This window comes from Streptomyces sp. NPDC031132 (assembly GCF_055570595.1).
Map to the genome: position 1 here is coordinate 503928 of NZ_JBVIGX010000002.1, position 22298 is coordinate 526225.

General features: G+C 69.9%; 20 protein-coding genes and 1 pseudogene. 10 read left to right on the top strand and 11 right to left on the bottom strand.

The annotated features are described in order from the left end of the window. Positions 1 to 405 (bottom strand): VOC family protein, encoded by a 405-nt coding sequence (locus ACZ49B_RS05345; protein WP_468300619.1) that lies wholly within the window; start codon positions 403 to 405, stop codon positions 1 to 3. 130 nt (positions 406 to 535) lie between these two features. Beyond that, positions 536 to 1000: a group III truncated hemoglobin gene (locus ACZ49B_RS05350; protein ID WP_468300621.1), complete on the bottom strand. Its 465-nt coding sequence runs from the start codon at positions 998 to 1000 to the stop codon at positions 536 to 538. Positions 1001 to 1105: 105 nt separating this feature from the next. Between ACZ49B_RS05350 and ACZ49B_RS05355 the strand changes: the two are divergent. Further along, a pseudogene (locus ACZ49B_RS05355) lies at positions 1106 to 2194 on the top strand (alkaline phosphatase PhoX); the annotation flags it as partial. A 54-nt stretch (positions 2195 to 2248) separates the two neighbouring features. Here ACZ49B_RS05355 and ACZ49B_RS05360 read toward each other — a convergent pair. The 3 genes from ACZ49B_RS05360 to dusB form a co-directional block, all read right to left on the bottom strand. Next, on the bottom strand, positions 2249 to 3301 hold the full coding sequence (locus tag ACZ49B_RS05360) for an ArsR/SmtB family transcription factor (RefSeq protein ID WP_468300623.1): 1053 nt from the start codon (positions 3299 to 3301) through the stop codon (positions 2249 to 2251). A 390-nt stretch (positions 3302 to 3691) separates the two neighbouring features. After that, entirely contained in the window at positions 3692 to 6403 is a 2712-nt protein-coding gene (ppdK, locus tag ACZ49B_RS05365) for a pyruvate, phosphate dikinase (RefSeq protein ID WP_468300625.1), read from the bottom strand. 376 nt (positions 6404 to 6779) lie between these two features. Next, positions 6780 to 7922 (bottom strand): tRNA dihydrouridine synthase DusB, encoded by a 1143-nt coding sequence (gene dusB, locus ACZ49B_RS05370; protein WP_468300627.1) that lies wholly within the window; start codon positions 7920 to 7922, stop codon positions 6780 to 6782. Between the two features lie 64 nt (positions 7923 to 7986). On the opposite strand from dusB, the gene ACZ49B_RS05375 reads away from it, so the two are divergent. Next, a complete protein-coding gene (locus ACZ49B_RS05375) occupies positions 7987 to 9441 on the top strand; it encodes an MFS transporter (protein ID WP_468300629.1) in 1455 nt (484 codons plus the stop codon). A 36-nt stretch (positions 9442 to 9477) separates the two neighbouring features. On the opposite strand, the gene ACZ49B_RS05380 is transcribed toward ACZ49B_RS05375, so the two are convergent. Continuing rightward, the gene (locus tag ACZ49B_RS05380) at positions 9478 to 9933 is read right to left on the bottom strand and encodes a MarR family winged helix-turn-helix transcriptional regulator (RefSeq protein WP_468300631.1); all 456 of its coding nucleotides are present in this window, start codon (positions 9931 to 9933) and stop codon (positions 9478 to 9480) included. Between the two features lie 91 nt (positions 9934 to 10024). On the opposite strand from ACZ49B_RS05380, the gene ACZ49B_RS05385 reads away from it, so the two are divergent. The 4 genes from ACZ49B_RS05385 to ACZ49B_RS05400 all read left to right on the top strand — a co-directional run bounded on the left by ACZ49B_RS05385 (position 10025) and on the right by ACZ49B_RS05400 (position 12958). Further along, positions 10025 to 10369 carry a DoxX family protein gene (locus tag ACZ49B_RS05385; RefSeq protein WP_468300633.1) on the top strand — a complete coding sequence of 115 codons (345 nt, stop codon included), beginning with the start codon at positions 10025 to 10027 and terminating at the stop codon, positions 10367 to 10369. A 57-nt stretch (positions 10370 to 10426) separates the two neighbouring features. Continuing rightward, the gene (locus tag ACZ49B_RS05390; RefSeq protein WP_468300635.1) at positions 10427 to 11455 is read left to right on the top strand and encodes an aldo/keto reductase; all 1029 of its coding nucleotides are present in this window, start codon (positions 10427 to 10429) and stop codon (positions 11453 to 11455) included. 21 nt (positions 11456 to 11476) lie between these two features. Continuing rightward, the gene (locus ACZ49B_RS05395) at positions 11477 to 12070 is read left to right on the top strand and encodes a TetR/AcrR family transcriptional regulator (RefSeq protein WP_468300637.1); all 594 of its coding nucleotides are present in this window, start codon (positions 11477 to 11479) and stop codon (positions 12068 to 12070) included. 150 nt (positions 12071 to 12220) lie between these two features. Further along, positions 12221 to 12958 carry a VC0807 family protein gene (locus ACZ49B_RS05400; protein ID WP_468300638.1) on the top strand — a complete coding sequence of 246 codons (738 nt, stop codon included), beginning with the start codon at positions 12221 to 12223 and terminating at the stop codon, positions 12956 to 12958. Between the two features lie 111 nt (positions 12959 to 13069). Here ACZ49B_RS05400 and ACZ49B_RS05405 read toward each other — a convergent pair whose 3' ends face one another. Then, on the bottom strand, positions 13070 to 14452 hold the full coding sequence (locus ACZ49B_RS05405) for a glycine--tRNA ligase (protein ID WP_468300640.1): 1383 nt from the start codon (positions 14450 to 14452) through the stop codon (positions 13070 to 13072). A 155-nt stretch (positions 14453 to 14607) separates the two neighbouring features. Here ACZ49B_RS05405 and ACZ49B_RS05410 point away from each other — a divergent pair, with 155 nt between their 5' ends. The 4 genes from ACZ49B_RS05410 to ACZ49B_RS05425 all read left to right on the top strand — a co-directional run bounded on the left by ACZ49B_RS05410 (position 14608) and on the right by ACZ49B_RS05425 (position 17970). Beyond that, on the top strand, positions 14608 to 15573 hold the full coding sequence (locus ACZ49B_RS05410) for a metal ABC transporter substrate-binding protein (RefSeq protein ID WP_468300642.1): 966 nt from the start codon (positions 14608 to 14610) through the stop codon (positions 15571 to 15573). A gap of 23 nt (positions 15574 to 15596) precedes the next feature. Then, complete coding sequence (locus tag ACZ49B_RS05415) at positions 15597 to 16388, top strand: metal ABC transporter ATP-binding protein (RefSeq protein ID WP_468300644.1); 792 nt, start codon at positions 15597 to 15599, stop codon at positions 16386 to 16388. Then, the gene (locus ACZ49B_RS05420; RefSeq protein ID WP_468300646.1) at positions 16388 to 17254 is read left to right on the top strand and encodes a metal ABC transporter permease; all 867 of its coding nucleotides are present in this window, start codon (positions 16388 to 16390) and stop codon (positions 17252 to 17254) included. The genes ACZ49B_RS05415 and ACZ49B_RS05420 overlap by 1 nt, the downstream gene beginning before the upstream one ends. Before the next feature lie 287 nt (positions 17255 to 17541). Next, a complete protein-coding gene (locus ACZ49B_RS05425) occupies positions 17542 to 17970 on the top strand; it encodes a Fur family transcriptional regulator (protein WP_468300648.1) in 429 nt (142 codons plus the stop codon). Here ACZ49B_RS05425 and ACZ49B_RS05430 read toward each other — a convergent pair. The 4 genes from ACZ49B_RS05430 to ACZ49B_RS05445 form a co-directional block, all read right to left on the bottom strand. Beyond that, complete coding sequence (locus ACZ49B_RS05430; RefSeq protein WP_468300650.1) at positions 17967 to 18536, bottom strand: hypothetical protein; 570 nt, start codon at positions 18534 to 18536, stop codon at positions 17967 to 17969. The genes ACZ49B_RS05425 and ACZ49B_RS05430 overlap by 4 nt on opposite strands. A gap of 63 nt (positions 18537 to 18599) precedes the next feature. After that, on the bottom strand, positions 18600 to 19424 hold the full coding sequence (locus ACZ49B_RS05435) for an isoprenyl transferase (protein ID WP_468300652.1): 825 nt from the start codon (positions 19422 to 19424) through the stop codon (positions 18600 to 18602). An 11-nt stretch (positions 19425 to 19435) separates the two neighbouring features. Continuing rightward, entirely contained in the window at positions 19436 to 20182 is a 747-nt protein-coding gene (gene recO / locus ACZ49B_RS05440) for a DNA repair protein RecO (RefSeq protein WP_468300654.1), read from the bottom strand. A gap of 85 nt (positions 20183 to 20267) precedes the next feature. Then, entirely contained in the window at positions 20268 to 21884 is a 1617-nt protein-coding gene (locus ACZ49B_RS05445; protein ID WP_468300656.1) for a nucleobase:cation symporter-2 family protein, read from the bottom strand. Between the last annotated feature and the right edge of the window lie 414 nt (positions 21885 to 22298).

A 22298-nucleotide genomic window follows, 5' to 3' on the forward strand; every position in this document is an offset into this window, starting at 1 on the left:
TCAGCCCTGGACGGCTGCCGGGTCCATCCAGACGTACTCCCAGACGTGGCCCTCCAGGTCCTCGAAGGCGCGGCCGTACATGAAGCCGAGGTCCTGGGCCGGGCGGGGTTCGGTGCCGCCCGCCGCGAGGGCGGCGTCGACCACCTCGTCGACCTTCTCCCGGCTGTCCGCGCTCAGGGCGAGCATGACCTCGGTGGTCTTGCCGGCGTCCGCCACCTCCTTGGTGGCGAAGTCCTTGAACCGGGCCTCGGTCATCAGCATGGCGAAGATCGTGTCGCTGATGACGAGGCAGCCGGTCGACTCGTCGCTGAACTGGGGGTTGAAGGAGTAGCCGAGCTTGCCCCAGAACGCCTTGGTGGCATCGATGTCCTTGACCGGCAGGTTGACGAAGATCATGGTGGGCATCTCGGTTCCTCTTCTCTCGCGTGGTGTGCTTTCGAGAGATAGACCGGGGGTGGCGGGAAAACTCATCGCTCCCGCGAAAACTTTTCCGAAGATCGCCGCGGGGCGGCCGGCCGGGGCCCGTCACCGCAGGTCAGGCCCTGGAGCGGAGCTCCAGGGCGGCCAGCGGGACGAACCCGCAGGCGTCCTCCCTCCGGAGCAGCGCGGGATCCGGCCCGGCCAGCCGCCGGTGCAGGGCCAGCGCGATCCGCTCGCCCGTCGCCTTCGCCCGCTCCGCGTTCGGCCCCCGGTACAGGCCGTCGACGGTGGCGTGCCACAGCTGCACCCAGCGCCCGAAGTCCTCTGCGGTCAGTGCCCGCGCCGCGTGCAGGTCGGCGTGCGGGGCGAAGGCGTCGCGCCGGTAGTCGGCCGTACGGAACAGGGCCCGCTCCCAGAAGTCCGTGATCCGGGACAGGTGGACCTCGAGGTCCGTCCCGGCGATCTCGGTGAAGAACGGCCCGATGCGCCGGTCGGCGAAGGCGGCGGTGTAGAAGCGGCGCAGCACGACGGCGAGGTCGGCGCGGCCGGAGATGTCGTTGTCCGCGGCGAACTGGTTCATTGCTCCACCATCCTCGCCGAAGCGGCGCCGCTCCAGGGCGGAAAGTCCCGCGGTTCGTCACATCGTGAGGATCGGAAATCGTGCGCATCGAAACATCGTGCGGATCGCGGGGCCGCCTATGCGGCGCCCGCCCAGCCCGGCACCGGCCCCTACGGGGTCCTCGGTGCGGCGGACGCGAACGGGATCCGGCTGCCGGCCGGCTTCAGCAGCCGGGTGATCGCCCGGTCCGGCCAGAACGTCGGCCCCACGAGCTACAAGTGGCACAGCGCCCCCGACGGCGGTGCCTGTTTCGCGGACGGCACCGGCTGGATCTACGTCTCCAACTCCGAGATCAACCCGTCCGGCGGCGCGAGCGCGGTGAAGCTCAACGCCTCCGGAACGGTCACCGGCGCCTACCGGATCCTCTCCGGCACCCGGCAGAACTGCGCGGGCGGCCGGACCCCGTGGAACACGTGGCTGTCCTGCGAGGAGGTGAGCCTCGGCTACGTCTACGAGACCGACCCGTACGGGGTGAACGCGGCCGTGCAGCGGCCGGCGCTGGGCCGGTTCAAGCACGAGGCCGCGGCCGCCGACCCGGTGCGCCAGGCGATCTACCTGACCGAGGACGAGACCAACGGCTGCTTCTACCGGTTCCTGCCCACGACCTGGGGCAACCTGTCCTCCGGCACCCTCCAGGTGCTGGTGGCCGGCTCTGCCACCTCCGGCTCCTTCACCTGGGCGAACGTGCCCGACCCGGACGGCTCGCCGACCACGACCCGCACCCAGGTCTCCGGCGCCAAGCACTTCAACGGAGGCGAGGGCTGCCACTACGCCGGCGACACGGTCTGGTTCACCACCAAGGGGGACAACCGCGTCTGGCAGGTCAACCTGGCGAGCGGCACGTACGAGCTGGCCTACGACGACTCGCTCGTGCCCGGCGGCGCGGCCCCGCTCACGGGCGTGGACAACGTCACCGGGTCCTCTTGCGGGGACCTGTACGTGGCCGAGGACGGCGGCGAGATGGAGATCTGCGTGATCACCCCGGACGACGTGGTCGCCCCGTTCCTGCAGATCACGGGCCAGTCCTCCTCCGAGATCACCGGCCCGGCCTTCTCCCCCGACGGCACCCGGCTCTACTTCTCGAGCCGGCGCGGCACGACGGGCAGCTCCTCCGGCGGCATCACGTACGAGGTGACCGGGCCCTTCCGGGTCTGACTGCGGCGTCCACGGGCCCCGGACCGCGATGCCCGGTCCGGGGCCCGTGCGCGGCTACGAGGCCACCGCGCCGCCCTTGAGGAGCGCGGCCCCCAGCGGGGTCACCGTGTGCAGGACGGCGTTGCCCCGGCGCAGGGTGGTGACCAGGCCCGCCTCGCGCATCACGCAGGCGTGCTGGCTCGCGGAGGCCAGCGAGACCCCGGCCCGGCGGGCCAGTTCGCTGGTGGTGGCGCCGTCGCCGATGGCCCGCAGCACCACTGAGCGGGTGTGCCCGACGAGCTTGCCCAGCGTGCGCTGGCGCTGCTCCTCCAGGGGCCGAATCGATTCGCCGCCGGTCGGCGCCGAGGCCAGCTGCGCGGCGGCCGGGTAGACCAGCACCGGGGGCAGCTCCGGGTCGTGCAGGGTCACGGCGGTCTTCCGGCAGAAGAACGACGGCTGGAGCAACAGCCCGCGCCCCCGCAGCCGTACGTCCCGGTCCACCGGGTAGTCGCACTCCAGCACCGGAGCCCGCCAGCGCAGCATCGGCGGCAGCGAGGCCAGCAGCTCGTCGGCACCGCCGTCGAGCAGGGCGCGGCCGCGCGCGGCCCGCTCGGCCTCGATCTGGGCCTGGATGTGCGTCCAGTACGGCTCCACGGCCGCCCGGTGGTAGCCGCGCAGCTCGCCCAGCAGCCTCGGCAGGTGCTTGGTGCCGCCGTCCATGAAGTCCCGCAGCCGCCGCGGGACCGGCGCGTCGGCGCCTCCGCTCACGGCCGAGGGCATGCCGAACGCGGCCCCCACGCCCGTGCCCGCGCCCAGCAGCACCAGCTCGCGCCGCATCCGCTCGGGGCGGATCCCGCGCAGGGCGTCGAGTCCCACGTCCCACCCGTACTGCCCCTCCACAGGGGTCAGGAAATCGGGAAAATACCCGCGACTCGGTATGAGCGCACCAAGCAAACGTGTTTCACTATTCAACCTGCTCCGGGTTTCCGTACGCCATTCACCGAAGAGACGGGCATCGCGCCGGTCTCTTAAGCGGTGAAAACTCAGAATCGTTTCCCACAACGCATCGGGACGCCCTGCCATCCGTACGCGTGCCAGGTCCACTCCAGTGAAATGGATACGCAGCACCGAACCCCCACCTGTGCAACCGCAATCCCCCCGCCTCATGAGTATGCATGCCGTCACACGTTGTCACCACGCCCTTTCAGCCACAGTTGAAACCCCTTTCGGCGGGGGCGTGACAACCGAAATCCTGTACTCCGCCAGGCACACTCCGGTGCGACCGAAACGCTCCGTGAAGGCCGTGGGGGGCTTTGCGGGGCCTGGCGGTCGGTCGCACCGGGAAGCGCCGACGTGCCTGGCAGATTGACAGCAGGCGGTGGACGGGTGGGGATCCGTCCACCGCCTGCTGGCGTAAAGATTTGTTGAACAACAAAAAATGGGCGCGTCCGCCCTCGGGGGTCAGGGAACCCGGGGGCGGACGCGCAGTCAGCAGGCCCTGTCAGGGCCGTGGAGGGGTCAGCGGCTGTCGCTGCCCTTCGCCTCGGCTGCGGCACGGCCGGCCTCCAGGCGCGCCACCGGAATCCGGAAGGGCGAGCAGGAGACGTAGTCGAGACCCACCTCGTGGAAGAAGTGGACGGACTCCGGGTCGCCGCCGTGCTCGCCGCAGACGCCGAGCTTGAGGTCGGGGCGGGTGGCCCGGCCGGCCTGGACCGCGCTGCGGACCAGCGCGCCGACGCCGTCCTTGTCGATGGTCTCGAACGGCGAGACCCCGAAGATGCCCTTCTCCAGGTACGCGGTGAAGAAGCTGGCCTCGACGTCGTCGCGGGAGAAGCCCCACACCGTCTGGGTCAGGTCGTTCGTACCGAAGGAGAAGAACTGCGCGGCCTCGGCGATCTGCCCGGCCGTGAGGGCGGCGCGGGGCAGCTCGATCATCGTGCCGATGGTCAGCTTGAGGCTGGTGCCGGTCGCGGCCTCGACCTCGGCGATGACCGCGTCGGCCTCCTCGCGGACGATCTCCAGCTCCTGGACGGTGCCGACGAGCGGGACCATGATCTCGGCGCGCGGGTCGCCCTTGGCGTTCTTGCGCTCGGCCGCGGCCTCGGCGATCGCCCGGACCTGCATGGCGAACAGACCGGGGATGACCAGGCCGAGGCGGACACCGCGCAGACCCAGCATCGGGTTCTGCTCGTGCAGCTTGTGCACGGCCTGGAGCAGGCGCAGGTCGTTCTCGTTGGCGTCCTTGCGGGCCTCGGCGAGGGCGACGCGCACCGACAGCTCGGTGATGTCGGGCAGGAACTCGTGCAGCGGCGGGTCGAGGAGGCGGACGGTGACGGGCAGGCCGTCCATCGCCTCGAACAGCTCGACGAAGTCCTTCTTCTGCAGCGGCAGGAGGGCACTCAGTGCCTCCTCGCGCTCCTTGTCGGTGTCCGCGAGGATCAGGTGCTCGACCAGCTCGCGGCGCTCACCGAGGAACATGTGCTCGGTGCGGCACAGGCCGATGCCCTGGGCGCCGAAGCGGCGGGCGCGCAGCGCGTCCTCGGCGTTGTCGGCGTTGGCGCGCACCCGCAGCCGGCGGACGCGGTCGGCGTACGCCATGATCCGGTGGACGGCGGCGACCAGCTCGTCGGCGTCGTCGGCGCCGGCGTGCATGCGGCCCTCGAAGTACTCGACGACCGGGGACGGTACGACGGGTACCTCTCCGAGGTAGACCTTGCCGGTGGAGCCGTCGATGGAGACGACGTCGCCCTCCTCGATCACCGTTCCGCCGACCGTCATCCGGCGGCGCTTGGTGTCGACCTCGAGGTCCTCGGCGCCGCAGACGCAGGTCTTGCCCATGCCGCGGGCCACGACGGCGGCGTGCGAGGTCTTGCCGCCGCGGGAGGTCAGGATGCCCTCGGCGGCGATCATGCCGTCCAGGTCGTCCGGGTTGGTCTCGCGGCGGATCAGGATGACCTTCTCGCCGGAGCGGGACCACTTGACGGCCGTGTACGAGTCGAAGACGGCCTTGCCGACCGCCGCACCCGGGGAGGCGGCGATGCCGCGGCCGAGCAGGGTCGTCTTGGCGTCCTCGTCGAAGCGCGGGAACATCAGCTGCGCCAGCTGGGCGCCGTTGACGCGCTGGAGGGCCTCGGCCTCGTCGATCAGGCCCTGGTCGACGAGCTGGGTGGCGATGCGGAAGGCGGCGCCGGCGGTGCGCTTGCCGACGCGGGTCTGGAGCATCCACAGCTGGCCGCGCTCGATGGTGAACTCGATGTCGCAGAGATCCTTGTAGTGGGTCTCCAGCGTCGTCATGATCGTCATGAGCTGGTCGTACGAGACCTTGTCGATCGACTCCAGGTCCGCCAGCGGGACGGTGTTGCGGATGCCCGCGACGACGTCCTCGCCCTGGGCGTTCTGCAGGTAGTCGCCGTACACGCCCGCGTGGCCGCTGGCCGGGTCGCGGGTGAAGGCGACGCCGGTGCCCGAGTCGGGGCCGAGGTTGCCGAAGACCATGGAGCAGATGTTGACCGCGGTGCCCAGGTCGCTCGGGATGCGCTCCTGGCGGCGGTAGAGCTTGGCGCGCTCGGTGTTCCAGGAGTTGAAGACCGCCTCGACGGCGAGGTCCAGCTGCTCGCGGGCGTCCTGCGGGAACTCCCGGCCGGCCTGCTTGGCGACGATCTTCTTGAAGCGGGCGACCAGCTTCTTCAGGTCGGCGGCGTCGAGGTCGGTGTCGACGGTGACCTTCTTGGCGGCCTTGGCCTCGTCGAGGGCGTCCTCGAAGAGCTCGCCCTCGACACCGAGGACGGTCTTGCCGAACATCTGGATCAGGCGGCGGTACGAGTCCCACGCGAAGCGCTCGTTGCCGTCGGCCTGGGCGGCGAGGCCGGCGACCGACTCGTCGGAGAGGCCGATGTTGAGGACCGTGTCCATCATGCCGGGCATGGAGAACTTGGCACCGGAGCGCACGGAGACCAGCAGCGGGTCGTCCGACTGGCCGAGCTTCTTGCCCATCTTCGCCTCGAGGGCGGCCAGGTGGGCGCTGACCTCGTCGCGCAGCGCGGCCGGGGCCTCACCGCTGGCGAGGTAGACCTTGCAGGCCTCGGTGGTGATGGTGAAGCCGGGAGGGACCGGCAGACCCAGGTTGGTCATCTCGGCGAGGTTGGCCCCCTTGCCGCCGAGAAGGTCCTTGAGGTCGCGGTTTCCCTCGGTGAAGTCGTAGACGAACTTCTGATCTTTGTTTTCCGACACGGGTCTCGACTCCTCGAGGACTCGGTGGCTGCCCTGACGGCCAGGAACATACCCAGATCGAAGGCTTCTGGGTACGTCCACTTGGTCGTCATACGGCTGTAACCACTCGTGCGCCAGCAGATCGAAAGTAACCGATCAGTAGCCAGAACCTACGAAGAGCGTTCACCTCCCGAAGGATCAAGGCCATTCTGAGGCTTGATTCCGCTCGGATGAGCGATCATCGATACATTTGCGTTCAACTCTTGAACAAACAAAGGGTGGCACCCAGTGCCACCCTTTGGAAGTCTTACCCGTGATTTTTGCGCTCATGTGAGCGCAACCCCACCCATGCGTGGCGTATGTCACGCCGCCGACGGCATAATTTGTCAGCTGTTTCTCAGCCTCCGGACGTGTCCAGTTCGGCGTCCTCGCTCACCCCGGCACAGTCGTACGGATCCTTCAGCCAGCCGTCCGGCAGGACAACCCGGTTGTTTCCGGACGTCCTGCCGCGCGGGCCGTCCGCGCTGTCGGGCCACGGCTGGTCCAGGTCGAGCTCGCTCAGATGAGCATCGAGCTCGGCCAGCGACGAGGTGATCGCCAGCTTCTTCCGCATCTCGGAACCCACCGAGAAGCCCTTCAAGTACCAGGCCACGTGCTTACGGAAGTCGATCACCCCGCGCGCCTCGTCTCCGATCCACTGCCCCAGCAGTTCGGCGTGCCGGTGCATGGTGGCCGCGACCTCGCGCAGCGTGGGCTTGTGGAAGTCCTCGGGGCGCCCCTCGAAGGCCGCGACCAGGTCGTTGAACAGCCACGGGCGGCCCAGGCAGCCCCGCCCGACGACCACGCCGTCGCAGCCGGTCTCGCGGACCATGCGCAGCGCGTCCTCGGCGCACCAGATGTCGCCGTTGCCGAGCACGGGGATCTCCGGCACGTGCTCCTTGAGCCGCGCAATGGCGTCCCAGTCGGCGGTGCCGCCGTAGTGCTGGGCGGTGGTGCGCCCGTGCAGGGCGATGGCGGTGACGCCCTCCTCGACGGCGATCCGGCCGGCGTCCAGGTAGGTGAGGTGGTCGTCGTTGATGCCCTTGCGCATCTTCATGGTGACCGGCAGGTCGCCGGCGCCCGCGACGGCCTCGCGCAGGATCGCGCGCAGCAGGTTCCGCTTGTACGGGAGCGCGGAGCCGCCGCCCTTGCGGGTCACCTTGGGGACCGGGCAGCCGAAGTTCAGGTCGATGTGGTCGGCCCGGTCCTCTTCGACGATCATGCGGACCGCCTTGCCGACCGTCGTCGGGTCGACTCCGTACAGCTGGATCGAGCGAGGCTTCTCGGTCTCGTCGAAGTGGATCAGCTGCATGGTCTTCTCGTTGCGCTCGACCAGGGCGCGGGTCGTGATCATCTCGCTCACGAACAGCCCCTTGCCGCCGCTGAACTCGCGGCAGAGGGTACGGAACGGGGCATTGGTGATGCCGGCCATGGGGGCGAGCACCACAGGGGGCTGCACGGTGTGCGGGCCGATCGCGAGCGGCGGAGGGAGCGTGGTCATCCCCCCATTGTCGCCCAGGCGAACCGCAGCACACATTTCTTTAGTTAGGCGTACTATCGTAAGCATGCCGGAGTCGAGCCGCCGCCGCAGGATGCTGATCCTGGCGATCTGCTGCATGAGCCTGCTCATCGTCAGCCTCGACGTCACCGTCCTCAACGTCGCCCTGCCCTCGATGCGCCGTGAGCTGGACGCCTCCGTCGCCGGCATGCAGTGGACGATCGACGCGTACACGCTGGTCCTGGCCTCGCTGCTGATGCTGGCGGGCTCCACTGCCGACCGGATCGGGCGCCGCAAGGTCTTCGCCGCGGGCCTCGTCCTTTTCACGACGGGTTCGCTGCTCTGCTCGATGGCACCGACCCTGGAGTGGCTGATCGCCTTCCGGATGGTCCAGGCGGTGGGCGGCTCGATGCTCAACCCGGTCGCCATGTCGATCATCACCAACACCTTCACGGAGCCCCGCGAGCGGGCCCGCGCCATCGGCGTCTGGGGCGCGGTGGTCGGCATCTCCATGGCCGTGGGCCCGCTGATCGGCGGGCTGCTCGTGGAATCGGTCGGCTGGCGCTCCATCTTCTGGATCAACCTCCCCGTCGGGCTGCTGGCCTTCGCGCTGACCCTGCGGTTCGTCCCGGAGTCGCGGGCCGCACACCCGCGCCGCCCGGACCCGGTGGGCCAGCTGCTGGTCATGGCCCTCCTGGGGTCCATGACGTACGGGATCATCGAGGCGCCGACCGCCGGCTGGAGCTCGCCGGTCATCCTCGGCTGCACGGCCCTCGCCGTGGCCTCGCTGGCGGGGCTGCTCTTCTACGAGCCCCGGCGGGCGGAGCCGCTGATCGACCCGCGGTTCTTCCGGAGCGCTCCGTTCAGCGGTGCGACGGTGATAGCGATCAGCGCCTTTGCCGCGCTGTCCGGGTTCCTGTTCCTGAACACCCTGTACCTGCAGGACGTACGGGGGCTCAGCGCGCTCGACGCCGGGCTCTACATGCTGCCGATGGCCCTGCTGACGTTCCTCTGCGCCCCGCTGTCGGGCCGTCTGGTCGGCAATCGGGGGCCGCGGCCGTCGCTGCTGATCGCGGGGACGGCGATGGCGGCGAGCGGGGTGCTGTTCGCCGCCTTCTCGGCGGAGACCTCGACGCCGCTGCTGTTCACCGCGTACGTGCTGTTCGGGCTGGGCTTCGGCATGGTGAACGCGCCCATCACCAACACGGCGGTCTCCGGGATGCCCCGGGCCCAGGCGGGGGTCGCGGCCGCGGTCGCCTCCACCAGCAGGCAGACCGGCGGCACGCTGGGCGTGGCCGTGATCGGCGCGGTCCTGGCGGCCGGGACGGCGGGCGGCGCCGATTTCATCGAGGCGACCCGGCCCGCCTGGTGGATCATCACGGGCTGCGGGCTGCTCGCACTCGTCGTGGGAGCCGCGACCAGTGGCCGCTGGGCCATGGGGACGGCGGCGCGGACCGCCCACAGGCTGGAGCAGACGACCGCGGCGTCCTCGCACGCGGCCGGAGCTCCGCCGCGCGGCTGACGCCCGGGCGGGCTGCCTCGGGGGTGCCCGGCGCGCCTACTCGCCGCAGTTGAAGTCGTCGGCGTTCGAGTCGATCCGGGCCAGCAGGCCGCGCAGTGCGTCCTGGTCCTGCTGCGAGAGCGCGGCGAACATGGAGAGTTCGACCTCGTCGAGGGCCGCGTTCGTCTTGGCGAGGGCGGCCGATCCGGCCTCGGTGATGGCCACGTTGTGGCGGCGGCGGTCGGCCGGGTCCCGGCGGCGCAGGGCGAGGCCGTCGCCCTCCAGGTCGTTGAGGATGCCGACCAGCACGCTCGGGTCCACCTCGAGCTGCTCGGCGAGTGCCCGCTGGCCGACGGGGCCGCCCTCCAGGCGCATCAGCGTCATCGCGTGCCGCGGGGTGAGCCCGGCCGCGCTGAGCGCCTTCTTCATGCGGGTCTCGGTGATCGAGCCGTGCCAGGCCAGCAGCAGGCCCAGCCGCTGCGGTGGGTGCGGAGACTCCTGAGCTGCCGTCATATCAGACATCGTAACAACCGAGGAATGGTTGCATGGATACGATCGTTGATGCTATTCAATGATTAGTCATCCCCGATCGTTGGAGTGCCTCATGTTCATCGCGTACGCCGTCGTCGCCGGTCTGCTCGCCCTCGTCCTGGTCGCGTCCGCCACCCTCACGCTCCGGCGCAACGACGCGATCGTGGCGAGCATGCAGAAGGTCCAGGTCCCCGACGCCTGGCTGCCCCGGCTGGCCACCCTGAAGGCGGCCGGCGCGACAGGCCTGGTCGCAGGCCTGTGGGTGACCCCACTGGGCGTGGCCGCCGCCGTCGGCGTGACCCTCTACTTCATCGGCGCGGTCATTAGCCACCTGCGCGTGAAGGACTTCGAACTGGCCCCGGCGGCCGTCCTCGCCCTGGTCGCGGCAGCGGCGCTCGCCCTGCGGGTGGCTGCGTAGCCACCCTGACGGGTGACAGATATTGAAATCTGTCACCCGTCATGCCATGGTTGTTCCATGACCGAGAACGAGAACACCCGCACCCTCGGCTCGACCGGCCCCTCCGTCTTTCCGCTGGGGCTGGGCTGCATGGGCATGTCCGCCCTGTACGGGGAGGCCGACCGCACCGAGTCGATTGCGACCATCCACGCCTACCTGGACGCCGTCCCCGACAGCGCTGGCGCGCTGCTCGACACCGGCGACTTCTACGGCATGGGGCACAACGAGATGGTCATCGGCGAGGCGCTGCGTACCGCGCCCGCCGCGGCGCGCGAGCAGGCGCTGGTGAGCGTGAAGTTCGGCGCCCTGCGCACCGTCGAAGGCGGCTTCACCGGCTACGACGGCCGGCCGGAGGCCGTCAAGAACTTCCTGGCGTACTCGCTCCAGCGCCTCGGCCGGGACCACATCGACATCTACCGGATCGCCCGTGTCGACCCGGCCGTCCCCATCGAGGAGACCGTCGGCGCCATCGCCGAGGCCGTCGAGGCCGGGCACGTGCGGCACATCGGCCTCTCCGAGGTCGGGGCGGACACGCTGCGCAGAGCCGCGGCCGTGGCCCCGATCACGGACCTCCAGATCGAGTACTCGCTCATCTCCCGCGGCATCGAGGAGGAGATCCTGCCGACCGCCCGCGAGCTGGGCATCGGCGTCACGGCGTACGGGGTGCTGAGCCGCGGCCTGATCAGCGGGCACTTCAGCCGCGACCGGGAGCTGGCGCCGGGCGACTTCCGCGGGATGAGCCCCCGTTTCCAGGGCGAGAACCTCCAGCGCAACCTCGACCTGGTCGACGCCCTGCGCAAGGTCGCGGAGGGCAAGGGGGTCAGCGTCGCCCAGACCGCCATCGCCTGGGTGCTCTCGCGTGGCGAGGACATCGTGCCGCTGGTGGGCGCCCGCCGCCGGGACCGGCTGTCCGAGGCACTGGGTGCCATGGACGTGGAGCTGACCCCTGAGGACCTGGCGGCCGTCGAGGAGGCGGTCCCGGCGGGAGCCGCGGCCGGCGAGCGGTACCCGGCAGCGCAGATGGCCCACCTCGACAGCGAGCACTGAGCGGGCGGTACGGTCGTAGTCATGCCCCCCGCTGCTGCCGAGCCCCTGACACCCGAGCGCATCCTCGAGACCACCGAGGAGGTGCTGCGCCGCTACGGCCCCACCAAGGCGACCGTGGTGGACGTGGCCCGCGCCCTGGGCGTCAGCCACGGCAGCGTGTACCGGCACTTCCCGTCGAAGGCGGCGCTGCGCGAGGCCGTCACCGACCGCTGGCTCGCCAAGAGCGTCGTCCGCCTGGACGAGATCGCCTCCACCCCCGGCGCGGCCGCGCCCTCCAAGTTGGAGGCTTGGCTGGAGGCGCTGTTCGAGGCCAAGCGGCACAAAGCCGGTGACGACCCGGAACTGTTCGCGACGTACACGGTGCTGCTCGCCGAGAACAGCGATGTGGTGGACCACCACCTGAGCCAGCTGATCGACCAGTTGGGCCGGATCATCTCCGAGGGTGTCGAGGCAGGCTCACTCAGTGCGCCCGACGTGCCGGCCGCCGCCCGGGCGGTCTTCGACGCCACCGGCCGCTTCCACGATCCGCAGTACGCGGCCGACTGGCTCTCGCCCACGATCATCACGGAGTTCGAGGCCGTCACCGCCCTCGTGATCCGGGGCCTACGCGCCTGACCGGGCCGGCAACACCCACAACACAACGCCCGGAACCAGCCGCTCCGGACAGCTTGATGATCATTTTGGGCGCGTCCAGCTTGTCTGTCCCCCGTCAAATTCCATACGGTCCCCCTACCGCACTTCATCAGGCACGATCCAGGGGGAACCTTGTCCGCTCAACCAACTCAGGCAGCCCAGCCCGCGCCTCCGGCCCGCTCCGGCGGCGCCGCCGCGATCGGCTGGATTCTGACCATCGGCCTCAACGTGGTCGCGCCGATCATCACGTACAACCAGCTGCACGACCACGGCTGGAGCGAGTTCTCCGCGCTGATGGTCAGCGGCGCCTGGTCCGTGCTCGACACCGCCATCGTCGTGGCCTGGCGCCGCAAGGTCGACGAGTTCGCCATCATCGCCCTCGTGTTCGTGGCGATCACTGCCGTCGTCTCGCTGATCGGCGCCCACTCCGCCCGGGCCCTGCTGATCAAGGACTCCGGGGTGACCGGGCTGTTCGGGGCGCTCTGCCTGGCGACCCTGCTCGCCCCGCGTCCGCTGATGTTCTACTTCAGCCGGAAGTTCGCCACCGACGGCACGCCCGAGAGCACCGCCTGGTGGAACGGCCTGTGGCAGTACGAGGGCTTCCGCCGGACGATGACCGTCATGACCACGGTGTGGGGCGTGACCTACTTCGCCGAGGCCGGGGTGCGGATCGCCCTGGCGTACGCGCTGCCCACCGACACGATGGTGGTCATCAGCCCGATCATGATCTACGCGGTGCTCGGCACGCTGGCCGCGTGGACCGCGTTCTACGCCAAGCGTTCGAAGGCCGAGGGCGAGCGGCGCGCCGCCGCGGCCGAGGCCCAGGCCGCGGCCCAGGCCGCGGCCCAGGCCCAGCCCCAGACCGCCTGAGCGGAGGCGGAGGAAACGACGGTGGCCCGGTACGCGTGATGCGTACCGGGCCACCGGCCGTTTCAGCCCGGCCGTTTCAGCCCGGCCGTTTCAGCCCGGCCAGGGCGTGACCTAGCAGCCGAGCAGACGGCTGCCCAGGTAGCTCTGGATCTGGTCCAGGGAGACGCGCTCCTGCTTCATCGTGTCGCGCTCGCGCACGGTCACCGCGTTGTCGTCGAGGGTGTCGAAGTCGACGGTCACGCAGAACGGGGTACCGATCTCGTCCTGGCGGCGGTAGCGGCGGCCGATGGCACCCGCGTCGTCGAACTCGATGTTCCAGAACTTGCGCAGGTCGGCGGCGAGGCCCTTGGCCTTCGGTGACAGCTCCGCGTTGCGGGACAGCGGCAGGACGGCGACCTTGATCGGGGCCAGGCGCGGGTCGAGGCGCATCACGGTGCGCTTCTCCATGACGCCCTTGGCGTTGGGGGCCTCGTCCTCGTTGTACGCGTCGAGCATGAAGGCGAGCATGGCGCGGTTGACACCGGCCGCCGGCTCGATGACGTACGGGGTGTACTTCTCCTTGGTCTCCTGGTCGAAGTAGACCAGGTCCTGGCCGGAGGCGGCGGAGTGGGCCTTGAGGTCGAAGTCGGTGCGGTTGGCCACGCCTTCGAGCTCGGAGAACTCACTGCCACCGAAGTTGAAGCGGTACTCGATGTCGGCGGTGCGCTTCGAGTAGTGGGACAGCTTCTCCTTCGGGTGGTCGTACCAGCGGATGTTCTCCTCGCGGATGCCGAGGTCGCGGTACCAGTTCCACCGCTCCTGCATCCAGTACTCCTGCCACTGCTCGTCCTCGCCCGGCTTGACGAAGAACTCCATCTCCATCTGCTCGAACTCGCGGGTGCGGAAGATGAAGTTGCCGGGGGTGATCTCGTTGCGGAAGGACTTGCCCATCTGGGCGATGCCGAACGGGGGCTTCTTGCGCGACGTGGTCTGGACGACGGCGAAGTTGGTGAAGATGCCCTGGGCGGTCTCGGGGCGCAGGTACGCCTTCGAGCCGGTGTCCTGGGTCGGGCCGAGGTGGGTCTCCAGCATGCCGGAGAACTGCTTCGGCTCGGTGAACTGGCCCTTCACACCGCAGTTGGGGCAGTTGATGTCGGCGAGACCATTGGCGGGCAGACGGCCGTGCTTGGCCTCGTACGCCTCTTCCAGGTGGTCGGCGCGGTGGCGCTTGTGGCAGGAGGTGCACTCGGTCAGCGGGTCCGAGAAGGTCGCGACGTGGCCGGAGGCCACCCAGACCTCGGGGGCCAGGATCACGGACGAGTCGATGCCGACGATGTCCTCACGCCCGGTGACCATCGCCTTCCACCACTGGCGCTTGATGTTCTCCTTGAGCTCGACACCGAGCGGGCCGTAGTCCCAGGCGGCCTTGGTGCCGCCGTAGATCTCACTGCACGGGAAAACGAAGCCACGGCGCTTGCTCAGGCTGACGATGGTTTCGATCTTGTCGGCGGCCACGGTGCTCTCTTCATTACGAGGACGAACGGCGAAGGCTTTAGGTTACCGGCGCCCGCACCCCCCCTTTCAAATCGGTTCCCCGTTCACGGTGCGGTCCCCGGGCTCCTCACCTGGGTTTTTGACAATCGTTTCCATCTTTGATGAAAATGGATGTCATGAACGTACGACGCCTCATACCCGCAGCCGCCCTCGCCGGAGCCGTCGCCCTCGGCGCCACGGCCCTCACCGCCTGCTCCGGAGCCTCGGCCGCCGGCGGCGGCAAGGACGGCAAGCTGCACGTCATGTCGTCGTTCTACCCGATGCAGTTCCTGGCCGAACAGATCGGCAAGGACCACGTGAAGGCCGCCGCCCTGACCAAGCCGGGCGTCGAGCCGCACGACCTGGAGATCACCCCGAAGCAGACCGGGCAGCTCGGCGAGTCCGACGTGGTCCTCTACCTCAAGGGTCTGCAGCCCGCCGTCGACAAGGCCGTCGCCCAGTCCGGCGTGAAGCACGTCGTCGACGCCGCCGCCCTCACGAAGCTCGAGGTCCACGGCTCCTCCGGCCACGACCACGCCCACGAGGGCGAGGAGGGCCACGACCACAGCCACGGCGAGGCCGGCGAGGACCCCCACATCTGGCTCGACCCGGTGAAGTACGCCGAGGTCGCCAAGGGCGTCGGCGCGGCCCTCGAGAAGGCCGACCCCGACCACGCGGCCGACTACCGGAAGAACACCGACGAGCTGGTCGGCAAGCTGACCGCGCTCGATGCGGAGTTCAAGGGCGGCCTGGAGAACACCGCGTCCAAGACCTTCATCACCACGCACTCCGCCTTCGGCTACCTCGCCGAGCGCTACGGCCTCGACCAGGAGGGCATCTCCGGCGTCGACCCCGAGTCCGAGCCGAGCCCGGCCCGGATGAAGGAACTCCAGGCCGTCGCGAAGAAGGACAATGTCTCGACCGTGTTCTTCGAGACCCTGGCCAGCGACAAGACGGCCAAGACGCTCGCCGCCGACACCGGCCTGAAGACCGACGTCCTCGACCCGCTCGAGGGAATCACCGACAAGTCCCAGGGCGCTGACTACTTCGAGGTCATGCGGTCCAACCTGAAGAACCTGCAGAAGGCGCTCGGTAGCAAGTAATGGCAGTAACGGAGGCGCGTGCCATGGAGTCCCGGCCCACCGAGGCGACCGACCAGCCCGTCATATCCCTGCGCGGGGCCACCGCCTCGCTCGGCTCGCGCCCCGTGCTGCGCGGGGTCGACCTCACCGTCCGGCGCGGCGAGGTCGTCGCCCTGCTCGGCGCCAACGGCTCCGGCAAGTCCACGGCCGTGCGCGCCGTCGTCGGCCAGGTCCCGCTGTCCGACGGCGAACTGGCGCTGTTCGGCACCGACTTCAAGCGCTTCCGCGCCTGGTCGCGCATCGGGTACGTCCCGCAGCGCACCACCGCCGCCAGCGGCGTGCCGGCCACCGTCCGCGAGGTCGTCTCCTCCGGCCGGCTCGCCCGCTCCCGCTTCGGCATCCTCCGTAAAGCCGACAAGGCGGCCGTCGAGCGGGCCCTGGCCCTGCTCGACATGAGCCAGTACGCCGACGCCTCCGTCAACGCCCTCTCCGGCGGGCAGCACCAGCGCGTGCTCATCGCGCGGGCGCTCGCCGTGGAACCCGAACTGCTGATCATGGACGAGCCGATGGCCGGCGTGGACCTCGCCAACCAGGAGGTCCTCGCGAACGCCCTGCGCGAGCAGGTCGCCGCCGGCTCCACCGTCCTGCTCGTCCTGCACGAGCTGGGCCCGCTGGAGCCGCTGATCGACCGCGCCGTCGTCCTGCGCGACGGCTGCGTCGTCCACGACGGCGCGCCCCCGGAGGCCGTGGGCCAGCACGCCCTGCCCGGCCACGACCACGTACACCCCCACGCGGCGCACGACGCCGAGCCGCTTCGGACGGGACTGCTGAGCTGATGGACCTCCTCACCTACGCCTTCATGCAGCGGGCCCTGCTCGCGGCCGTCCTGGTCGGCGTCACCGCCCCCGCGATCGGCACGTACCTCGTGCAGCGCCGCCAGGCCGTCATGGGCGACGGCATCGGGCACGTGGCCATGACCGGTGTCGCGCTCGGCTTCCTGTTCAACGCGAGTCCGGTGTGGATGGCGACCCTGGTCGCGGTCATCGGCGCGGTCGGCATGGAGCTGATCCGCTCCCGCGGCAAGACCAGCGGCGACATTGCGCTCGCCATGCTGTTCTACGGCGGCCTGGCCGGCGGCGTGATGATCATCAACCTGGCTCCGGGCGGCTCGACAGCCAATCTGACCAGCTACCTCTTCGGCTCGATCACCACGGTTTCCGCCGAGGACGTCACCGCGGTCGTGATCCTCGCGGCGTTCGTGATCGCCGTCACCCTCGGCCTGCGCCGCCAGCTGTTCGCGGTCTGCCAGGACGAGGAGTTCGCCCGGGTCACCGGCCTGCCGGTGCGCTTCCTGAACCTGCTGATCGCGGTCACCGCCGCCGTCACCGTGACCGTGGCCATGCGGATCGTCGGCCTGCTGCTGGTCAGCGCCATGATGGTGATCCCGGTCGCGGCGGCGCAGCGCGTCACCCGGGGGTTCACCGCCACCCTGTCGGTGGCGATGGTGATCGGCGTGCTGGTCTCGCTCTCGGGCACGACCTTGACGTACTACATCGACGCCCCCTCCGGCGGCACCATCGTGCTGCTCGCCATCGGCGTCTTCATGGTGATGACCGCAGTGTCCACCCCGCTGGCCCGCCGCCGGGCGAATGCCGCCCGCGCCGCCGAAGAGGTCTGCACGCGCGATGATGTGAAGGTCTAGGGGGTGTCTTGCCGATCAGGCCGGATCAGGGAGCGGCGTCCGGTGCGTGCGATCGCAAGGCCGAGGAGGGAGTCGACGCGGTGGGGGCACCTCCCAGCGGTAGCTGGGGGACGTCGGCGAGTGACGAGAACGCGGCGAGCGCGCGTGCCGGACGCCGCGAGCCCGGCCTGATCGGCAAGACGCCCCCTAGGGGGTCCCGGCGGGCCGGGCCCGGCCACGATCCGCCCGGGACCCCTGAGAGTCGGCCGCCTGGCACAATGGGCCGAGGCCGATACGAGGAGGAACCGGTGGCGACTGCGCCTGGCGAGATGAATACCGCGCCAGTACGAGGACGATCCACCCGGCAGCGGGCAGCCGTGGCGGCGGCGCTGGACGAGGTGGACGAGTTCCGCAGCGCCCAGGAGCTGCACGACATGCTCAAGCACCGCGGTGACTCCGTGGGCCTGACGACCGTGTACCGCACCCTCCAGTCGCTCGTCGACGCCGGCGAGGTCGACGTGCTGCGCACCAGCGACGGCGAGTCGGTCTACCGGCGCTGTTCCACCGGGGACCACCACCACCACCTGGTCTGCCGCAAGTGCGGCAAGGCGGTCGAGGTGGAGGGCCCGGCGGTGGAGAAGTGGGCGGAGTCGATCGCGGCGGAGCACGGCTACGTGAACGTCGCCCACACGGTGGAGATCTTCGGCACCTGCGCCGACTGCGCGGCCTCCGCCTAGAGCCGGCGCAGGTTCGCGTCCAGGATCGCGCGCAGCCGGTCGACCTCCGCCGGGCCCTGGGCTCCGCGCTTGGGCAGGACCGTCATCGCCACGGCTCCCTTGTCGTCGCTGAGCATCACGAACAGCTCGTCCGTCTCCGCGTACGTGGGCTGCGCGGCCCAGCCGATGCGGGTGTCGCAGGCGGCCGCCGTCAACCGGACCCCGGTGCCGTCGATGACGGCCCGGGTCTCTCCCGCTTTCGCCAGCAGCCCGCGGAAGGCCCGGGCCTGCAGACGCGGGACGAAGAGCCCGATGGCCCACAGGAGCACGCCGCCGACCAGGAAGCCCACGGCCCTGGAGACATCGGGTTCGTCCCCCGTCAGCAGGAGGACGCCACCGATCAGGGACAGGGTCCCGACGCAGCGGAACAGCCATTTCTTGCGGCGCGCCGCCGCGGTGCGGCCGTCTCGCACGCGCAGCGCCCCGGCAAGGTCCGCCTCGGTGGTCTGGTAGACGAGCTCGACCGCCGGGCCGTCCGCCCCGCCTTCGCCGTCCTGCCGCGCGTCCCGCTGTTCCGCAATGTCCATGACAGCGGACCCTACCGCCTGCCCGGCCGAGCCGGTCGCGCGCACCGGCTCGGCCCGACGGGGTCACGCCGAGGGGGTCGGCTCCGCCTGGTTCGGGACGGCGCCGCCGAAGCGGCGGTCGCGCTGGGCGTACTCGTAGCAGGCCTGCCAGAGGTTGCGGCGGTCGAAGTCCGGCCACAGCACGTCCTGGAAGACCATCTCGGCGTACGCGCTCTGCCAGAGCAGGTAGTTGGAGGTGCGCTGCTCGCCGCTCGGCCGCAGGAACAGGTCCACGTCCGGCATGTCCGGGTAGTACATGTACTTCGCGAAGGTCTTCTCGTTGACCTTCGACGGGTCCAGCCGGCCCGCGGCCACGTCGCGCGCGATCGCCTGCGCCGCGTCCGCGATCTCCGCACGGCCGCCGTAGTTCACGCAGAAGTACAAGGTCATCGCGTCGTTGTCGACGGTCTGCTCCTGGGCGACCTGGAGCTCTTGGACGACCGACTTCCACATCTTCGGCATGCGGCCGACCCAGCGGATCCGGATGCCCAGCTCGTTCATCTCGTCGCGGCGGCGCCGGATGACGTCGCGGTTGAAGTTCATCAGGAAGCGGACCTCGTCGGGCGAGCGCTTCCAGTTCTCCGTCGAGAAGGCGTACAGGGAGAGGTTCTTGACGCCCATCTCCAGGCAGCCCTTGAGCACGTCGAGGACGACGCCCTCGCCGACCTTGTGGCCCTCGGTGCGCGGCAGGCCGCGCTCCTTGGCCCAGCGGCCGTTGCCGTCCATGACCACGGCGACGTGGTTCGGGACGAGCTCGCCGGGGATCTTCGGCGGGCGCTCACCGGACGGGTGCGGCTCGGGAACCTTGTACTCCCGGCGAGAGCGTCCCAGAATCCCGCGTCGTGCCATGTGTCCAGCTCCTATTTCTCGACGTATCGCAGGGAGCGTAGCCCGCGCTCCAGATGCCAGTGCAAATAGGCGGAGACGAGCCCGCTGCCCTCCCGCACGTACCGCGCCTCGCAGGCGTCCGCATGCCCCCAGTCGCCCGTCAGCAGCGCGCTGAGCAGGGCGATGGCCTCAGACGAGGGTACGACGCTGCCGGCCATCCGGCAGTCGCCGCAGACGACCCCGCCCGCGGCGACGGAGAAGTGCCGGTTGGGGCCGTGGATCCCGCACTTCGCGCAGTCCGTGAAGCTGGGCGCGTAGCCGTTGACGGCGAGCGAGCGCAGCAGGAAGGCGTCGAGGATGAGGTTCGGCTCGTGCTCCCCGCGCGAGAGCGTGCGCAGGGCGCCGATCAGCAGCAGGTACTGCTGTACGGCGGGCTCGCCCTCGTTCTCGGTGAACCGCTCGGCGGTCTCCAGCATCGCGGTGCCGGCGGTGTAGCGGGCGTAGTCGGTGACGATGCCGTTGCCGTACGGGGCGATGATCTCGGTCTGGGTGCACAGCGGGAGGCTGCGGCCGATCAGTTCGCTGCCCCGGGCGAAGAACTGCACGTCGGCGTGGGAGAAAGGTTCCAGCCCGGCGCCGAACTTGGACTTCGTCCGGCGCACCCCGCGGGCGACGGCGCGCACCCGTCCGTGGCCGCGGGTGAGCAGCGTGATGATGCGGTCCGCCTCACCCAGCTTCTGGGTGCGCAGCACGATGCCGTCGTCGCGGAACAGACTCATGCGCCCATTGTCGCCTGTGCGGGCACGGCGACGGCCCTCCGCCCGGACACGGGTCCGGACGGAGGGCCGTCACCCCTTGGGAGGGTCAGGAGGCGGGCGGGGCCTTCTCGTCCGCCTCCGCCTTCGGAGCAGCAACGGCGACTGCGGTCACGGCGGCGCCGACCGTGGCCTCGGCCACCGTCTCGGCCTCGCCCGCCGCCTTCGCCTCGGCAGCCTCAGGAGCCTCGGCGGCCTGGGCGGCCTCGGGGGTCTCGGGGCTTTCGTCCGCTGCGTCCGCGGCGGCCGTCGCGGTGTCGGCCGGGCCCGCCGCCTGGGCGGGCACCGCCGCCACGGCGCCGTGCGCATCGTCCTTGCCCAGCCCGTTGAAGATCAGGTTGAGCACGATCGCGGCCGTGGCACCGAGCGTCACACCGCTGTTGAGGAGCGAGGAGAGGTCCGCGTCCATGTGGTCCTTGAAGAGCACCGGGACGGTGGCCGGGAGCAGCGCGAAGGCCAGGGAGACACCCACGACCAGCGCGTTCTTCTCCTCCTTGAGGTCGACCTTGGCCAGGGTCTGGATGCCCGCCAGGGCCACCATCGCGAACATCACCGTCGCCGCGCCGCCGAGCACTCCGTGCGGGACCGCGGCGACGACCGCGGCGGCCTTCGGGATCAGCCCGAGCACGATCATGAAGACGCCCGCGGCGACCACGACGAACCGGCTCTTGACCTTGGTCATGCGGACCAGGCCGACGTTCTCGGCGAAGGCCACGTACGGGAAGGAGTTGAGGATGCCGCCGAGCGCGGTCGCGGCGCCGTCGGCGCGCAGCGCGCGGGCCACGGTCTCGCTGTCGATCTCCTTGCCGACGATGTCGCCGACGGCGTACGTGTCACCGGTGGTCTCGACCATGGTGATCAGCATGACGATGAGCATCAGCAGGATCGGGAACCAGGCGAACTTCGGTGCTCCGTAGTGGAACGGGGTGGTGATGCCGATCCAGTCCGAGTTGCCCACGTCGCCGAACTTGGCGTCGCCCAGCAGGAAGGCGACGACGGTGCCGCCGACGAGGCCGAGCAGGATGGAGATGCTGGAGACGAAGGGCTTGCCGAGCTTCATCAGGACGAGGATGAAGAGCATCGTGCCGCCGGCGTACGCGAAGTGCTTGGGGTCGCCGAAGTCGGGGCTGCCGAGGCCGCCCGCGGCGTCGTTGAGGCCGACGGGGATCAGCACGATGCCGAGGACGGTGATCACCGTGCCGGTCACGACCGGCGGGAAGAGCCTCATGATCGTACGGAAGGCCTTGGGGGGCAGCCAGGCGAAGGCGAAGGTGGCGATGCCGGCCGTGATGACCGCGCCGTAGATGACGAGCAGACCCGCCGTTCCGCCGCCGGCTCCGAGCCCGATGGCGATCATCGGGGAGACCGCGGTGAAGGTGACGCCCTGGATCAGGGGCAGGCGCGCACCGATCCGTCCGATGCCCCACGCCTGGAGGATCGAGGCGATACCGCAGGTGAACAGGTCGGCGTTGATCAGGTAGACCAGCTGCTCGGTGGTCAGGCCGAGGGCACCGCCCACGATGATCGGGACGATCACCGCACCGGCGTAGAACGCGAGTACGTGCTGGAAGCCGTACAGCGCGAGCTTGGGGAGGGGGAGCACCTCGTCGACCGGGTGCGTGCTGGGCTCTCCACTGTCGGTGAGCCGGGCGGCGACACGTGCCATCTCTGCCTTGCCCTTCAAGAGGTAGGTAATCGAGAGGAATCTGGTTATCCCTGGGCGAAGTGGGTCGCTATCCCGTTGGTTCGCCAGGGTTGTCAGTGCGTTCACGTGAATCGAAGCCCCGCTGTGTTACTGGCGGCGTCTCGTCGTGTGACCGGAATTGAACGCCTGTGGGGGTACTCACAGATATCGTGGACTTCTACAAAGTGTTGACGCCTGGGCATGTCAGATCTGTAGGTATCTCCAGTGGCGGATGTCTCCGCAAGGGCGTAACGGCGCACGACCAGGAAGACCGAATGCGCAGGTCACAGGCCCGTCCGGGTGTCCACTGGGTGGACGGGCCGAGGCCGGAACACACGAATCCCCCTCCACGCGGCGCGTGAAGGGGGACGGATTCAGCCGCGTGAGGCCGGATCG

Coding starts and splice junctions, on each gene's coding strand:
- ACZ49B_RS05395 (WP_468300637.1), top strand. CDS start 11,477: ATGCCCCCCGCTGCTGCCGAGCCCCTGACACCCGAGCGCATCCTCGAG.
- ACZ49B_RS05410 (WP_468300642.1), top strand. CDS start 14,608: ATGAACGTACGACGCCTCATACCCGCAGCCGCCCTCGCCGGAGCCGTC.
- recO (WP_468300654.1), bottom strand. CDS start 20,182: ATGAGTCTGTTCCGCGACGACGGCATCGTGCTGCGCACCCAGAAGCTG.
- ACZ49B_RS05430 (WP_468300650.1), bottom strand. CDS start 18,536: ATGGACATTGCGGAACAGCGGGACGCGCGGCAGGACGGCGAAGGCGGG.
- ACZ49B_RS05390 (WP_468300635.1), top strand. CDS start 10,427: ATGACCGAGAACGAGAACACCCGCACCCTCGGCTCGACCGGCCCCTCC.
- ACZ49B_RS05445 (WP_468300656.1), bottom strand. CDS start 21,884: ATGGCACGTGTCGCCGCCCGGCTCACCGACAGTGGAGAGCCCAGCACG.
- dusB (WP_468300627.1), bottom strand. CDS start 7,922: ATGACCACGCTCCCTCCGCCGCTCGCGATCGGCCCGCACACCGTGCAG.
- ACZ49B_RS05385 (WP_468300633.1), top strand. CDS start 10,025: ATGTTCATCGCGTACGCCGTCGTCGCCGGTCTGCTCGCCCTCGTCCTG.
- ACZ49B_RS05375 (WP_468300629.1), top strand. CDS start 7,987: ATGCCGGAGTCGAGCCGCCGCCGCAGGATGCTGATCCTGGCGATCTGC.
- ACZ49B_RS05350 (WP_468300621.1), bottom strand. CDS start 1,000: ATGAACCAGTTCGCCGCGGACAACGACATCTCCGGCCGCGCCGACCTC.
- ACZ49B_RS05345 (WP_468300619.1), bottom strand. CDS start 405: ATGCCCACCATGATCTTCGTCAACCTGCCGGTCAAGGACATCGATGCC.
- ACZ49B_RS05435 (WP_468300652.1), bottom strand. CDS start 19,424: ATGGCACGACGCGGGATTCTGGGACGCTCTCGCCGGGAGTACAAGGTT.
- ACZ49B_RS05415 (WP_468300644.1), top strand. CDS start 15,597: ATGGAGTCCCGGCCCACCGAGGCGACCGACCAGCCCGTCATATCCCTG.
- ACZ49B_RS05380 (WP_468300631.1), bottom strand. CDS start 9,933: ATGACGGCAGCTCAGGAGTCTCCGCACCCACCGCAGCGGCTGGGCCTG.
- ACZ49B_RS05420 (WP_468300646.1), top strand. CDS start 16,388: ATGGACCTCCTCACCTACGCCTTCATGCAGCGGGCCCTGCTCGCGGCC.